12 protein-coding genes, 1 tRNA gene and 1 pseudogene are annotated in these 12,859 nt (G+C 61.0%); 6 read left to right on the top strand and 8 right to left on the bottom strand.

Annotation, left to right across the window (positions count from 1 at the left end; genetic code table 11):
* Positions 1–118: 118 nt before the first annotated feature.
* Positions 119–823, top strand: coding sequence for a glutathione S-transferase family protein (locus AC1D2G_RS04110; protein WP_457150162.1), 705 nt, complete (start codon positions 119–121; stop codon positions 821–823).
* A gap of 33 nt (positions 824–856) precedes the next feature.
* Here AC1D2G_RS04110 and AC1D2G_RS04115 read toward each other — a convergent pair whose 3' ends face one another.
* The 4 genes from AC1D2G_RS04115 to AC1D2G_RS04130 all read right to left on the bottom strand — a co-directional run bounded on the left by AC1D2G_RS04115 (position 857) and on the right by AC1D2G_RS04130 (position 5,275).
* Entirely contained in the window at positions 857–1,204 is a 348-nt protein-coding gene (locus AC1D2G_RS04115; RefSeq protein ID WP_095083324.1) for a hypothetical protein, read from the bottom strand.
* An 83-nt stretch (positions 1,205–1,287) separates the two neighbouring features.
* On the bottom strand, positions 1,288–1,908 hold the full coding sequence (locus tag AC1D2G_RS04120; protein WP_477412168.1) for a nucleoside triphosphate hydrolase: 621 nt from the start codon (positions 1,906–1,908) through the stop codon (positions 1,288–1,290).
* Positions 1,909–2,019: 111 nt separating this feature from the next.
* Positions 2,020–3,123, bottom strand: coding sequence for a hypothetical protein (locus AC1D2G_RS04125; RefSeq protein ID WP_477412170.1), 1,104 nt, complete (start codon positions 3,121–3,123; stop codon positions 2,020–2,022).
* Between the two features lie 337 nt (positions 3,124–3,460).
* Entirely contained in the window at positions 3,461–5,275 is a 1,815-nt protein-coding gene (locus tag AC1D2G_RS04130; RefSeq protein WP_477412172.1) for a methyl-accepting chemotaxis protein, read from the bottom strand.
* Positions 5,276–5,681: 406 nt separating this feature from the next.
* On the opposite strand from AC1D2G_RS04130, the gene AC1D2G_RS04135 reads away from it, so the two are divergent.
* The 4 genes from AC1D2G_RS04135 to AC1D2G_RS04150 all read left to right on the top strand — a co-directional run bounded on the left by AC1D2G_RS04135 (position 5,682) and on the right by AC1D2G_RS04150 (position 8,936).
* Positions 5,682–6,572, top strand: coding sequence for a D-alanyl-D-alanine carboxypeptidase family protein (locus tag AC1D2G_RS04135; protein WP_477412175.1), 891 nt, complete (start codon positions 5,682–5,684; stop codon positions 6,570–6,572).
* 697 nt (positions 6,573–7,269) lie between these two features.
* The gene (locus tag AC1D2G_RS04140; RefSeq protein ID WP_477412177.1) at positions 7,270–8,172 is read left to right on the top strand and encodes a DUF1003 domain-containing protein; all 903 of its coding nucleotides are present in this window, start codon (positions 7,270–7,272) and stop codon (positions 8,170–8,172) included.
* 236 nt (positions 8,173–8,408) lie between these two features.
* Positions 8,409–8,485, top strand: a tRNA-Arg gene (locus tag AC1D2G_RS04145).
* Positions 8,486–8,711: 226 nt separating this feature from the next.
* Complete coding sequence (locus tag AC1D2G_RS04150; RefSeq protein ID WP_477412178.1) at positions 8,712–8,936, top strand: hypothetical protein; 225 nt, start codon at positions 8,712–8,714, stop codon at positions 8,934–8,936.
* A gap of 917 nt (positions 8,937–9,853) precedes the next feature.
* On the opposite strand, the gene AC1D2G_RS04155 is transcribed toward AC1D2G_RS04150, so the two are convergent.
* From AC1D2G_RS04155 to AC1D2G_RS04165, 3 genes are all read right to left on the bottom strand, one after another.
* The gene (locus AC1D2G_RS04155) at positions 9,854–10,177 is read right to left on the bottom strand and encodes a DUF3223 domain-containing protein (protein ID WP_477412180.1); all 324 of its coding nucleotides are present in this window, start codon (positions 10,175–10,177) and stop codon (positions 9,854–9,856) included.
* Between the two features lie 39 nt (positions 10,178–10,216).
* On the bottom strand, positions 10,217–11,467 hold the full coding sequence (locus tag AC1D2G_RS04160; RefSeq protein ID WP_477412182.1) for a DUF3644 domain-containing protein: 1,251 nt from the start codon (positions 11,465–11,467) through the stop codon (positions 10,217–10,219).
* Between the two features lie 95 nt (positions 11,468–11,562).
* Positions 11,563–12,213, bottom strand: a complete 651-nt coding sequence (locus tag AC1D2G_RS04165) for a S1 family peptidase (protein WP_477412184.1) — start codon at positions 12,211–12,213, stop codon at positions 11,563–11,565.
* A 164-nt stretch (positions 12,214–12,377) separates the two neighbouring features.
* On the opposite strand from AC1D2G_RS04165, the gene AC1D2G_RS04170 reads away from it, so the two are divergent.
* Positions 12,378–12,656, top strand: coding sequence for a thermonuclease family protein (locus AC1D2G_RS04170; RefSeq protein ID WP_477412186.1), 279 nt, complete (start codon positions 12,378–12,380; stop codon positions 12,654–12,656).
* Here the strand turns inward: AC1D2G_RS04170 and AC1D2G_RS04175 are convergent.
* Positions 12,632–12,766 (bottom strand): annotated as a pseudogene (locus tag AC1D2G_RS04175) (LacI family transcriptional regulator); the annotation flags it as partial. The gene AC1D2G_RS04170 and the pseudogene AC1D2G_RS04175 sit on opposite strands and share 25 nt — an antisense overlap.
* Positions 12,767–12,859: the final 93 nt, after the last annotated feature.

Here is a 12,859-nt window from a genome sequence, read left to right on the forward strand (position 1 = left end):
TAATGGCGCAGGGAAACTGTCGCCGCCATATTGATCAGAATCGGCGGTCCGCCTAAATCCTTGGCTGAACCCGCCAAAACCAGCGTCGCCCGGCGCCATCCCCGTTCAGGAGTTTTCCATGGCCGACCTGTCCGCCTTTCCGATAGCAACGCGCTGGCCAGCCAGGCATCCGGACCAGATCCAGCTCTATTCGGCCACGACGCCCAATGGGGTGAAGATATCGATCGCCCTGGAAGAGCTCGGACTGCCCTACGAGCCGCATCTGGTCAACATCGGCAAGAACGAGAGCTGGACACCGGAATTCCTGTCGCTCAACCCCAATGGCAAGATACCGGCGATCATCGATCCGAACGGTCCGGACGGCAAGCCGATCGGCCTGTTCGAATCCGGCGCCATCCTGCTCTACCTCGCCGAAAAGACCGGCCTGCTCATGCCGGTGGACGCGGCGCGGCGCTACGAGACGATCCAATGGGTGTTCTTCCAGATGGCCTCGGTCGGGCCGATGTTCGGCCAGGTCGGCTTCTTCCACAAATTCGCCGGCCGAGAAATTGCCGACAAGCGCCCGCTGGAGCGCTATCGCGATGAATCGCGGCGCCTGATCGGTGTGCTCGACGGCCGGCTGAAGGGCCGCAAGTGGATCATGGACAATGACTTCACCATCGCCGACATCTCGCTGCTCGGCTGGGTGCGCAACCTGATCGGCTTCTACGAAGCGCGCGAACTCGTCGGCTTCGATGATTTCGGCAATGTCGGGACATGGCTGGAACGCGGCCTTGCCAGGCCAGCCGTACAAAAGGGCCTGACCATCCCGGCGAAGGGCTGAATCAAAGCCGGCCAGGCCCTCGACAGAACGCTGCTATTTTGCCTTCGCCTTGGCTTTTGAGCCGCCCCTGCCCACGACGGAAGCGGCAAACGATGCCGCACCCCTTGCCGCGACGACGACGGCGCCGGCTGCCACATTGGCCGTGGCCTTGACCGTGCGCATGGCGCTGCCCGACAGCGAATCGCCAGTGTTTGCCGGCTTTTTGGGCTTTGCCACCTTGGGCGCGGTCTTGGCCGCGGCAGGCACCACTTTCTTCGGCGCCGCCTTGCCGAAAGACGGCTTGGCGTCCTTGGAACGCTCGGCGATCGCCGGACCGGCGCCTGCCTTCGATTGGGTTGCCTTGCCCTTGGCGGGCGCGGGTTTTCTTGCCTTTTGTGCCATCGGATGGAATCCCTCTTCTGGCAGAATTGCCTGTGGGATAACGGACTGAAAGTCTTAAGGTTCCCCTTGAAGAATCCTTACAATCACGCCGAAACGCCGATCACCAGGTCGGCGGTCCGGCGGCGGGCAAGCACCCGGTCGATGTTGGGCATGTCGTTGGAGGCGATCCAGGCGCGGGCATCCGCGTCGGAGCGGCCATGACCGTGCCAGCGCTCGAGCAGGCGGCGCTCGAGCTCGTCGCGCGGCACATCGACGAAGATCGAGAAATCGAACAGCGGCGCCAGCCGCGACCACGGCTCCTCGTCGAGCAGCAGGTAATTGCCCTCAACCAGGATGAACTTGGTCTCGGTGGCGACGATCGAGGCGGCGGCGCGCGACAGTTCCATGCTGCGGTCGAAAACCGGAATGGCAATATCGGGTTCACCGGCGCGGATGCGTTTCAGCAAGGTTTCGAAGCCGGCAAAGTCAAAGGTTTCCGGCGCCCCCTTGCGCGCGCGCAGGCCGCGCCGCTCAAGCACGACGTCGTCATAGTGGAAGCCGTCCATCGGCACCACTTCCACCGCGCCTTCCGGCAGCAGGTCATGCAGGCTTGCCGACAATGTCGACTTGCCGGAGCCCGGCGGACCGGCAATGGCAACGATGAAGCGCCGTGCCTTGCCGGCGCGCTTGAAGATGGTGGCGGCGAGATGGGCGATTTCGGACATGAGAGCCTCTCTCTGGCAGGAGCTTCAAATCCACCATGTTCCGCATGATGATTTCGGCCACATCTTGGCGGCAGTCGGCGGAAATTTCAAATCCGCATTGATGCCGCGCACTCAGCCTGGAACAGGCTGGCCGATGCGCAGGAAATCGTTGTCGAAGGGAACCTCCCGGGTCGAGCCGCCGGCCGCCAGCAGCATGCGGCCGTTCGCCGTGGTGACTGCCCGAGGCGGCTCGCCGCCGGAGAGCGGCATGGCGCCGATGACATGGCGAAAGGAAACGCTGATGCCCTCGCCGAGCGCAAAGGCGGTCGCCACCCCTTCGCGCTTCAGCCAGTTGTCGCCGATCGAGGCGGCATGGCCGACGGACGCGCGGCCGTCCTCGATGCCGAGCACGCCGCGATGGCGGCCGCTCCATGGCGCGTAGTCGCGCCCGCCGTTGCTGAGCCACAGCATGGTGATAGGCAGTTCGGCCGGGTTCTTCAGCACCAGCACCAGATCGCCTTCGGCCTGGCGCGCCAAGGCCGTCCAGCCCGGCCCGCCATGATCGGCCTCGACCAGCGTGACGAAATCCTCGCGACGGTCGCCCATGCGGTACTGCGTCAGGTCGAGCGTGCCGCCACCGGCGGCGGGGAAATGGCTGAGATCGGCGGACCGCGCCGGATAGGCCAGCATGAAGCGGCCGCGTGCGGGGTCCGGTTCCAGCGGATCGTCCAGCGTCTCGGCGAACCGCTTTGGCGAGAAGGCCAGCCTGCCGCCGCCGGTCATCGCCGTCATCGGGTGATGCGCGACCGAGATCGCGCCATGGCCGCCGGAAAACACATGCTCCTGATAGAGGAAGGGATGGTCGTCGCGCAGCGTCAGGATCTTGTCGACCGTCGCGCCCATCACCTTGTGCCGCAAGCGGAAGCTGGCCCGCCAGCCATCGTTGGTCGCGGCGCTGTCGGTGACATCCCAGGCGCTGTTGGCCGGCCAGCCATGCAGCGGCGCCTCCTCGACATCGCTGCGCGAAAACGGCGCGCAGAGAAAGTCGCCGGACAGGCGGACGGTGCCCTCGGGCAGGTCTTTCGGCAGCGTCTCGCGCGGCTCGTCGATCCACGGCGCGCGATGCAGTGGCTTGAGCTGCCGCCCGTCGCTGTCGACGACCATGTCGGCGATGTGGCCGACCGTGAGGTCGAGCGAGACCGAAATGCCTTTTGCCTTGATCGTGCTGATAGTCATAGCGCTCTCACCGATTCTGATGGGCGGAACAAGAACCCGTTCGGCGCGGCTTGCGCAAGCACCGCGTAAGGCATTTTGCATCAGGCACAATGGAAACCGTCGGGTCGGCGCTGCCCCTCATCCGCCTGCCGGCACCTTCTCCCCGTATAGTGACGGGGAGAAGGGAACTGGCCGCAAGGCCCGCGCTTTCTCTGCAACGCTGGTGATCGGCGAAACCGTTGACGACAGCGCCCCTCTCCCCGTTCCTATACGGGGAGAGGATGCCGGCAGGCAGGTGAGGGGCGGCGCAAACGCTGGGCAAGGCAAATCTCGACCCGAAGCCATCGCCATGAAAGGCTTACTGCCGTTTGTATTCCCGCACCGGCGACTTGGTGCCGTCGGTGTAGGTGACCTGCACCGACATCGACGTCACGCTGTCGGCAACCTTGATGTAGCCCTTGGCCTCGTAAGGGATGGCGTAGGGATCTTTCTTGTCGCAGGGCGGTATCTCGAACGACTTGTCGAGCGCGGCGCCGTTCAGGCTGTAGTGCACCTCCTTGATGGCGCAGCGATAGGACAGCATCTGGGTGAAATAGACCAGGCCGTGATTGCCGCCGGAATCGAAGGCGATCCACGAGGTCCAGAACTGGTCGAGGATCTGCTTGTCGCCTTGCTGGAGTGCTGCCTCCGGGTCGAAGCGGATGTCGAACGGGCCGGTCTCGCGCCCCCTGATGTCGAGATATTTGACGGCGATGGTGCCGGCCGCGGTGCTGCCAGGCAGCTCGAAACTCGGATTGGGCATCGGCTTGCCGGTGGTCTGGTCGTTGAGCGCCAGGAAGCCGGTGTCGGTGAACGGGCCGCTGTCGCCCATGCGCCAGGAGATGGCGGTCGCCGGTTCGGGCAGCGAGATGGTCATCGACCAGCCCTGGTTCGAGCGCATCGGCGTCAGTGTCGGCACGAAGCGGGAGGGATCGAGCACGTCGCCAAGGGCTGCCAGCCGGCTGCGGCTGCGCTCCAGCCAGTCGGCGAGCTGGGTTTGGTCGACGAAATATTTGAGCAGTCCGCCGTCTTTTTCGTAGGACACGAACTTGGTCAGCGCCTTGGCCTCGTTGCGCTTGTCGGCCAGCGTCTGGGCGCCGAGGCGATCTTCCGAGAACTCCTGCGCCAGCAGGAAATGCACCGGCGCGAAATCCGGATTGGCCGCGATGAAGGCGTTGAGCTTGTCGAGGCGCTGGGCGTCGTCGAACTGCAGGATATGCACGAGCTTGATCGACAGTGCCTTGCCCTTGTCGGAAAGGGCGCCGAACACCTCGCGGGCGCCGGCCTTGCCGTCCTGCACCCGGAGCAGCGTGGCAAAGCGCGTGTAGGGATCGATGGCATCGACATCGAAGCCGGCAAAGGCGAGGTAGGAGCGCCGCGCATTGAGCATGTCGCCCGACAGTTCGTAGACGCGGGCGTTGTGATAGAATTCGTCCGGCCGCTTCGGCTCGGCGATCGCCCCGCCCTGCGCGGCAAGGGCGGCAAAGCCCTTGGCGATGGTGTCGATCGAGGCGGCGATCTGCTCGGTCGTCGCCTGCAGCTTCTCGGTCTGGGCCTGCTGTTGCGCCTGGCCGGCAGCCAGCGTCTCGGTCTGCTTCTTCACCTCTTCGGCGGTCTTCTGCACCTGCGCCGTCTGCTGCGTCTGCTGCTGCTGGGCCGACGCGATCTCGTCGGTCTTCTTCGCCACCGTGTCGGTCGACTGCTTGACCGCTTCGACCGTCTTTTGCGTCTGCGTGACGGTCTGCTCGATCTTGGCCACCTTCTCCGAGACGATGCCCATCGATTGCTGCAGCCCGGCGATGGCTGGCACCAGGCTGGCGATCACCCCGTTCTGCGAATTGGTCTGCTGCTGCAGGCCGTAGACGCCGCCGGCGACGGCGGCGGCGCTGGTGGCGAAAATCAAGGCCGGCAGTGCCTTGGCCGCCAGCACCAGCCGCAGCACGATCGCAATGGCGATGATGACCGCCGCCACCGAGGCGACCAGTGCGATATAGGCGGCGAACGGCGCCAGCGGATTGAGGATGTCGGAAGCGGCACCGCCGACAAAGGCGATGCTGCCGGCCCATTTGCCGGTGCGGCTGAGTGATGCCTTGATAAGCGACGGCGCAACGCCGCCAGCCCCGATGTTCGTCATGCCCAAGCCCCCCAAGCCGACAGATGCCATGCCCCTTCCCACAGGAAGCGCGGTTTTGGCAAGGGAAGACAGGAAACAGGCGATTTCGGGGCGGCTGCTCGATAGGGGCGCACCACTATCCCAAGTCGGCGCTGCCCCTCATCCGCCTGCCGGACCTTCTCCCCGTGAAGAACGGGGAGAAGGGAGAAGCTCCAGCGCCAGCAACCCCCTCTCCCCGTACCTCACGGGGAGAGGGTAGGGGTGAGGGGCAGCGCAAACATCCGGAAGATGGGGCTAGAATCGGTTGGCGCCGTTCAAAACCCAGGGGAATTGCCCTGAGACCGTCATTAACCAGTTGGACGCAGCTGGCGCGTTACGTTAGCTTCGCCTCATCTCAGCAACAGCATGACCAGAAATAGACTTGCCCTTGTCCAACTCGCGTTCCCTTACGCTCGTCCAGAGGCTTTTCGCGGCGCTTGCCCTGTTGCTGCTGCTTGCCGGCTGCACGACCGTGACGCCGCCCGATGCCGTGCTGGCGGTGCCGGCGCCGCCGCAGAAATATGCCGCCATCGTCGTCGACGCCAAAACCGGCAAGCAGCTGTTCGAGGTCAACTCGACGGCCCAGCGCTATCCGGCCTCGCTGACCAAGATGATGACGCTCTATTTGCTGTTCGAGGCGCTTGAGACCGGCCGCGTCACCAAGGCGACGCAGATCCCGGTGTCGGACCACGCCGCCTCGCAGCCGCCGACCAAGATGCGCTTCCGGCGCGGCGAGACCATCGATGTCGATTCGGCGATCCGCGCCATTGTCGTCAAGTCGGCCAATGACGTGGCGGTCGCGGTCGGCGAATATCTCGGCGGCTCGGAGGAGCAGTTCGCCGCCATGATGACCGCCAAGGCGCGCCAGCTCGGCATGGTGAGCACCGTGTTCCGCAACGCGTCGGGCCTGCCCGACGACGACCAGCACAGCTCGGCGCGCGACATGGCGGTGCTCGGCATGGCGCTGCATTCACGCTTCCCTCAGCAGTTCCACTATTTCTCGGAAAGCGATTTCATGTTCCGCGGCCGGCTGGTGCGCGGCCACAACGACATGCTCGGCCGCGTGCGCGGCGTCAACGGCATCAAGACCGGCTACATCAGGGCCTCCGGCTTCAACATCGTGACCTCCTACGACGCCGACGGCCGCCAGCTGATCGTCGTGGTGATGGGCGCCGACAGCGCCCGCCAGCGCAACGACCATGTCGAGGCGCTGATCCAGCGCAGCCTGTCGCCCGCTATGGCCGACACCAAGACCAGGCTGATGTTCGCCGAGCAGTGAGGAGTGGTCCGCGCAGCGGACAAAAAGCCAATTGCTTGGCTTTTTGAACGACGAACGCCCTGAGCCTGCGAAGGGCGAGCTGCCGGTAGGAAGCATCGAGCCACTTTCGCGCCCGGATGCCCGCCAACGGATTGCCCGCTGAGGGCAATTGTGCTATAGATTCGGCTATGGTGCTGATTTGCGCCAACTGACCTACAGGACGAGTAACCCGCCGCGAGGCGGGTTTTTTGTTGCCGCCGCCAACCATGCCGCGACTTCGGAGCGCTGCCGCGGTGCTGAAGTTCGTGTGATGTCGGCGGGACAGCACCCCCCTCTGTCCTGCCGGACGTTCGTCGTTAGGAAAGCCAAGCAATTGGCTTCCCGTCCGCTACGCGGACCACTCCTCAACCCCCGCAAGGGGGGAGATTGGCAGTTTGCTCTGACGGTGCCTTCTCTTCGACGTTGGGGATTGGCGAAAGCCGTTGTGACATCCAATCTCCCCCCTTGCGGGGGAGATGTCCGGCAGGACAGAGGGGGGTGGGAAGGATCGCAGCGGAACGAGTTTCCATCCCGCCGCTGCATTCTTCGGCCACGCCAGCCGCTGCCCCTTCAGATCGATCACAAGAACTTGTACGGCATGCGAAATCCGTCGCGAAACTGGCGATGTTGCGGCATAGGCGTATCGTCAAGCTGAGCACCCCCATCAGGAGCCCGCACCATGAGCACCGTCCCGAAAATGCCGGAGCAGTCGGCAGAAAACCAGAACGATGGCGGCGGCGAGTATTTCGAGGCGCCGACCATTGGCGAGCATGAGGCCGAACATGGTTCGGACGAGCACTCCGAGGTGCCCGAAGTGCCGGACTCGGAGCCATCGGCTCCAGGCGCATCACACGCCAAGGCGAAGAAAAAGCCATCGGCGATCTCGGGCCGGAAATTCCGCAAGCGCGATCTTGTTCGCATCGACACGCTGCGCCCGAGCCTCGCCGACCGCATCCATGCCGACCATCCGGACCTGCCGGCCGGCGCCCGCATTAGCCGCGCCGAGCTTGGCCGCTACCGCATGCGTTACATGGAGGAGCTGCTCCAGCAGGAGCATGGCGAATTCTCCGAGCTCGACCGCCAGGTGGTCGAATCGATCGCCAGGCAGGACACCATTTCCGAAAACAGCGAGGAGGAGTTCGAGGAGCACCGGACATTTGCCGACCGCGTCTCCGACAACATGGCCGCCTTCGGCGGCAGCTGGTGGTTCCTGATCTCCTTCGCCACAGTGCTTCTGGTGTGGATCGGCCTCAACCTGCTCGAAGGCACGGTGAGCGCCTTCGATCCCTACCCCTTCATCCTGCTCAACCTTCTGCTTTCCTGCATTGCCGCCATCCAGGCGCCGATCATCATGATGAGCCAGAAGCGGCAGGAGACCAAGGACCGCCTGCGCTCCTTCAACGAATACCGGGTCAACCTCAAGGCCGAGCTCGAAGTGCGCCATCTGCACGAAAAACTCGACTACCTCATCTCGCGCCAATGGACCCGCCTGGCCGAAATGCAGCAGATGCAGCTCGACGCCATGCACGAACTGACCGGCGCCAAGAAGCCCAAGCGGGCGCCACGCAGGGCGCGGCGGTGAAGGGGTGAGGGGTGGAGGAGCGGCAGCGGACGGAAAGCCAATTGCTCGGCTTTCCGAACGACGAACGCCCTGAGCCTGCGAGGGGCCGGGCGGAGCGCGAACCTGATCGGCCTGCCCGACGCTCGACCCTCGGACGCCGCCAATCGCCAATTGCCCGTTGAAGCCCGCCCCGGCTTCCGCTAAGAAGCCGTGACTTGCCGGTTCACCGGCTGGTTCGTTTTCCGGGTCGCCGGGAAGCACCCGTAGCTCAGCTGGATAGAGCGCTGCCCTCCGAAGGCAGAGGTCACAGGTTCGAATCCTGTCGGGTGCGCCAATTTTCCTAAAGAGAATCAATGCTTACGCGATGCTTGATTGTTCTCTCCCTTGCAGTTCCGTGCGGGGGAATACGGAACGGAGTAGCAACTTGTAGGCATTTTAGGTACAAATTCCGTACAAGGATTCGCCGTTCGTTCTCGGAGTAAGCGATGGCGCGGCGAGGCCGCGCTTTTCGCGAACCGCGCCGAACTCCTATATGCTTAGCGGAAAGCATGGGAGACCCTATGACCGTCCTCGAAGATGTTGCCGCCTTGGTGAAGCAGGTTGCGCCGCACGGGATATGCGACGACTGCATTGCAGACAAATTATCGCTCACGGTTCGTCAGCACGCAAACCACAAGACGCGCGAATTGGCCGGTAGCTCCGGCCCTGGCTTCTACGGCTTCCGCCGTGAGAAAGACCTGTGCAACTCCTGCAAGAACGTAAAGCTGGTGATCTGGTATGCCTAATGGACCACAAGGCCAGAAGCGCCCCGCCGACGTCATCGGCAACGCGGTGCTCGTCATGCGCATTGCTACAGGCGAGGGAGCCGACGACTTGATTGACGACGGCAAAGACCCTGCCGCGAAAGCGCTTTTAACTGGTCATTGATGGCCGCAGCATCCGTAAGCAGAATTACTATATTCCAACGGATGTATGTTGCCATACGCAGTACAACTGACTTTTCTATGAGGTTGCGTAAAGTATTTCGATCAAAACAAAGCGTGGACGACAAGCGACTTAGAATGTCATTCATTCAACGAAGAAGCAATAAGGTCATAGAAGGTCAACGTACGACCGCAATTACACGTAACGTTCGAAACAAGAAATTCCTGACCGGATAGAACTCCGGTGCGCAATTCGAGAAGAGCTTCGATCTGTTTTATGTCAGAGGCATCTGATTGTGTTGCATTGACTGCATCGAAATTTCGCATCTTGTGTGCGAACTCGTCTGCGCTAATAGAGGACAGTTTTGAGTATTCGAGATTCACCGCGCCCCCCTGTGGTTCTTAAAGCTGTCGGCCCCTAAAGTAGCCAATTTGCCAGTTCCGAGTAAACGAATGGCAAGAGGGAGAGACCAGCATATTAAAAGCCTGACGCATACCAGCGCGCCGCCTCGACGGTAGCGTCTCAAATTCAAACTGAGACACTTCCCGCGGCGAGGATCTGGGTTGCCGCAACAGTTTGCTTGGTAGCGGGAGCCCGTTTCGTCCCGACCCCCCCGGTTCAAGTCCCGTTTGGCTGGGTCGAGACGGTCCAGCGGCGAGGGTAGGGCGGTTTAACGCGCCCTTAACAGTAACCTTTTGATTTCATTAACATCCGTTACCGCGAACCAAGCCGGGGAGGTGGTGATTTCGGCGAGCGGTTACGCCGTCGCGATGACGCCCTAGCGTTTCCAGTTCGCGACTGCACGCACTGCTTTGATGTAGCTGAAGTCGTCAACCTTACCGTTGGCGTATTCGACGTAGAAGCCTTTTGTACTTCTCCCTTCGGCGCGAACCCAGTCCCGAAAATAGCTAACTGGCTCGTCCGGCATTGGCCATTCAGTAGCTGCGCAGTAATCCCGAAAGAGCGCATCCAAAGCCGTATGCTCAGCACCTGATAGGCGAGTTTGCATTTCGCCGTCGTTGAGGATGGCTTGGAAGTGCCTTTGAGCATCCCCCGCCTTATCGAACTTCATGCCATTGCTGAACAGAGTTGGCTTAGCCATGATTGTTACCCCTCCCATGTTCCCGCGCTTGATTGTCGATCAAAAAAGGTTTCCCATATCACCCGGATGCATAGGCATCTTAGGTTTTCGATATCGATCGGGCCGTTGCTCGCACTCTTCCCGGACGCGTTTAAGCCAGGTTTCATACCAACACCACGTCTTCCCAACGGCGACAGCGCCATAGCCCTTTGCCGGGTTCTTGGCGTCTAGTCTCTTCCACAACTGCGTATGGCTATCCTGCGTGAAACTGTCCCATCCTTCGGCCTGCATAGCCCTTACGACCTCGCTGGGGAGGTACTTTTTCTTATCCACCTCCTTGAGGACGACGTTGAGCTTTGCATCCAAGTCCGACCCGGGCTGAACGAGCTCCACCGCAAGGTCGGCCCCTGGAGCCCGATTGGCTGTCTTGTGGACCATGAACACACGAAACGCAAAGCGAGGGTCGGCTCTTTGCTCCGCCGTCAGATGCCGTTCGAACTCATCCATCGCCGTTTCGATGTGGCGCGGCAGTTGGCCGGCCTTTTTCAGAATTTCCCGCTGATCCGGACTAAAAGTCAGAAACTGGAGCGCGATTGGAAGGCGAAGCTCCAAACCGTAGGGGGCTCCAAACAAATCCTTGATCGCGTCGTTGAAATTAATGCAGCAAGCCTGAAGCTTGGCGCTGATCGCGTCGTCAATGCGATTTGTTGAACGATGCTCAATCTCATGGCGCAGTTCCAAGAGAAAATCGAGATTGTCTTTCGCGCCCTTTTTGATCGGGCACCTGACGTGCTTCAGGCAATGCCCAAGCTCCCAATACTTCTCCGCTCCGATCGGCGTCTTTGAAACGACCTTTTGGCCATTATCATCAGTAGTTGTGTGCCGATAGTCGATCCCCTCGCGCTTGAACCATGAGTGGAGAAGATACGTCCACGCGATTATTGCGGTCACGATAAACAATTCAGACCGGAATGTGAGGCCAGCGCTGTTGAAGGTGTGAACTGCAGCAATCATCGCTTCACGCGCCTTGATCAGCAGTTCGTCGCCCTTGAGGCTCAGCCCGGTTTCCGGATCGATCCCAGGCCATGAGATTAGAAACGCGGTTAGCTCGTCATCAGTCGCGGCCTCTATGTCCGGCCCTCTCTTCCGCCTTCTAACCTCGCCGATGGCGCGATGATTTATGGACCGGGTCGGGCGGGTAAAATAGGCAAGAATGTCTTGTTCGTTCGGCCATCGCCCGTCAGCGATCATCCGCCGAACTAGCGCGATCTCCCAATTTTCGAGTTTGTTGCCGCGCCTTCGCACCGGCATAGCCGCTGCCCCCTTTTCGCTACACCCGTAGAACACAGCTTTCCAACGCGCAAGGCGGCCAAGTCGAAAGTCTCTAAAACGCTATTCATAAATCTTCACAGGCCCGCTGCTTTGAGAAGTTCCAACGCGATTTCAATGTTATAAGAATGAATAATTCCTGTGTTAACGGTTGTAGAGAATTCCGTTACGACCTCGCCAATTTTTATCACCTCAGTCGCCGTCCTGTAGCCGCTTATAATACCGGCGATTCTAAAATCGTTTTGATTGGGAGGGCGGAAAACGACAGGCCCTCCGGAAAAACCGGGGTTGTTATGTCCGTCTAAATAAAGCAGTACCGGGTCGAAAAGGGAAGCTGTGGCTCGCTTCACAAAAGGCAACGGATACCCGTCATGAGTGTGAAAGTGCCCTGTCCACCCAAAGGGAAATCCGAGAAAATATACCTCTTGCCCGTAAATCAGCCCTCCCTTGCTGGCCTCAACCGGTAGATCTTTTGGTGTAAGTTTTGCCCCGATCTTCAACACTGCCACGTCCAAGACATCTGCTGCCGTTGCAACCCATAAAACAGGATGCTCGACCCAATCCGATTCGCGGCGTATATATATCGGCATGCCATTTTCTATTTTAGGGAGTACGTGCGCTGCAGTCACAAGGTATTCATTTCCATTGAAGTCTATTGTGAAAGCAGTGCCAGTTCCTTGGCCATATCCGATCTGAAAAACCCTGTGAATTATATTTGTGGTTATCATCTGGAGTTCTCCATCTATCGGCAATGGGGGTCTTTTTAAGGCAAGCCTTTCAGCTTGGGAAGCTAGCCGGTTCGTTGCCAATCCAGAGACTTGGCTGTAAAACCGGCCAAAAGTCGCTCTTTTCAAATCAATAGCTTAGCTCGCGATTGTAAAACCGGGATCCGATGTCGATCATCCTCGTCGCCCTCATGCTTTCCGGTTGGCCGGTTGCCATTGACGGCGACACCATCGTGCTTGACGGCAAGCATATCCGCATCGCCAACATCGATGCGCCTGAAATCGAGCGCTACAAATGCGACGCAGAGCTGCGGCTGGGCCTGGTGGCGAAGAAGCGCATGGCTGAACTGCTGGATAGCGGCCCGGTCACTGTGCACGAGGGCGACCCGGCGAGCGGCCGGCTGATCGTTCGCTACGGCCGCAAGCTGGCGACGGTCGCGGCATAGCCGGCGCTGGCCGACCAGCCGCCCTCGACCACCAGTTCCGGATCGAACGCAATGTCGGCGGTGGCGAGCGCCCGGCGGTAGCCCTTCAGCCGGTCTTGCGCGGCCTGCATCGACGGCGCGTGAGGTGGCGACAATTCCTCGTATCGACCGTCTCAGGGGTTCCGCCTACGAAAGCCCACCGTCCCCGCTCGCCCGGATGGCGG

Source organism: Mesorhizobium sp. P2_C7, assembly GCF_056404515.1.

What these genes read in the sequence shown, in the direction of transcription:
- AC1D2G_RS04110 (WP_457150162.1), top strand. Translation starts at nt 119, where the DNA reads ATGGCCGACCTGTCCGCCTTTCCGATAGCAACGCGCTGGCCAGCCAGG.
- AC1D2G_RS04115 (WP_095083324.1), bottom strand. Translation starts at nt 1,204, where the DNA reads ATGGCACAAAAGGCAAGAAAACCCGCGCCCGCCAAGGGCAAGGCAACC.
- AC1D2G_RS04120 (WP_477412168.1), bottom strand. Translation starts at nt 1,908, where the DNA reads ATGTCCGAAATCGCCCATCTCGCCGCCACCATCTTCAAGCGCGCCGGC.
- AC1D2G_RS04125 (WP_477412170.1), bottom strand. Translation starts at nt 3,123, where the DNA reads ATGACTATCAGCACGATCAAGGCAAAAGGCATTTCGGTCTCGCTCGAC.
- AC1D2G_RS04130 (WP_477412172.1), bottom strand. Translation starts at nt 5,275, where the DNA reads ATGACGAACATCGGGGCTGGCGGCGTTGCGCCGTCGCTTATCAAGGCA.
- AC1D2G_RS04140 (WP_477412177.1), top strand. Translation starts at nt 7,270, where the DNA reads ATGAGCACCGTCCCGAAAATGCCGGAGCAGTCGGCAGAAAACCAGAAC.
- AC1D2G_RS04150 (WP_477412178.1), top strand. Translation starts at nt 8,712, where the DNA reads ATGACCGTCCTCGAAGATGTTGCCGCCTTGGTGAAGCAGGTTGCGCCG.
- AC1D2G_RS04155 (WP_477412180.1), bottom strand. Translation starts at nt 10,177, where the DNA reads ATGGCTAAGCCAACTCTGTTCAGCAATGGCATGAAGTTCGATAAGGCG.
- AC1D2G_RS04160 (WP_477412182.1), bottom strand. Translation starts at nt 11,467, where the DNA reads ATGCCGGTGCGAAGGCGCGGCAACAAACTCGAAAATTGGGAGATCGCG.
- AC1D2G_RS04165 (WP_477412184.1), bottom strand. Translation starts at nt 12,213, where the DNA reads ATGATAACCACAAATATAATTCACAGGGTTTTTCAGATCGGATATGGC.
- AC1D2G_RS04170 (WP_477412186.1), top strand. Translation starts at nt 12,378, where the DNA reads ATGTCGATCATCCTCGTCGCCCTCATGCTTTCCGGTTGGCCGGTTGCC.